This window comes from Streptomyces sp. WAC05292 (assembly GCF_003949955.1).
GTDB lineage: Bacteria > Actinomycetota > Actinomycetes > Streptomycetales > Streptomycetaceae > Streptomyces > Streptomyces globosus.
The window spans coordinates 1-810 of the sequence record NZ_RPSE01000819.1 but is presented as its reverse complement, the minus strand read 5'-3'; the positions used below and the strand labels follow the sequence as shown (position 1 = coordinate 810).

The window sequence follows — 810 nt, the reverse complement described above, 5'->3', positions numbered from 1 at the left end:
CGGCGGAGGAGCGGCGGACGCGGCGGGGGGCGGCGGGGGTGGTCTTGGTCATGGTGATCGACTCCTTGAGATCACGGCGCGGCACGGCCGCGGATGAGGGGTTCTCCAAGGCGCCGGAAGGGGCGGGGGCGCTGCGCCACAGGGGTTGCCTGTTCGGGGCGCGCGCCGCGGGCCGCCATTCGCCGGATCGGCGAGACGTTCGGCTCCTACAAAACTAGGACAGGTGCCGCTGTATGTCTCCGCAATTACTCGGACTTCCTACTATCTGAGACGGCCAATCCTCCGAACGCCCCCGCCCGGACCTCCGTTTTCAGCCCTTCCGCTGGCGAAGTTCCCTGATCAGAGCCCTGACGGCGATGGTGGAGGCGGATTCCGGGGTGGTGACGTATCCCACGTTCCGGACGGGCCCCGAGGGGCCCAGACCGGTGACGGCGACCGCCTCCCCCGCCTCGCGCAGCGACAGCTCGGGCATGATCGCCATGCCGAGCCCGCGGCCCACCAGGGTGAGCACCATCCCGTCGTCCTCGGCCTTCACGGTGGCGCGGGGGATCCAGTCCTGGGAGCGCCACCACTCCCGGGTGTAGGAGCCGCAGTTCTCGTCCCAGTCGAGCAGGGGCAGCGACTTCGGGTCGGCGTGCCCGGCCGGGTGCGCGAGGGCGTACGCCTCCTGTACGAGCACCCCGCCCAGCAGCCCCGGCGGCAGCCCGGCCGCGGGGTCCAGCGTGGCGATCCCGAGATCGGCCCGGCCCGCGGCCACCTCCCCCGCGGCCGGGCTGCCGCCGGGGCTGCTGGGCGGGGTGCTCGTACAGG

At 72.8% G+C, this 810-nt stretch carries 1 protein-coding gene; it reads right to left on the bottom strand.

Translation table 11 applies throughout. From position 1 onward, the window contains the following. Positions 1 to 310: 310 nt before the first annotated feature. Positions 311 to 810: LysR substrate-binding domain-containing protein (locus EF903_RS33230; RefSeq protein WP_221888823.1), on the bottom strand; the 500-nt coding region annotated here is incomplete at its 5' end.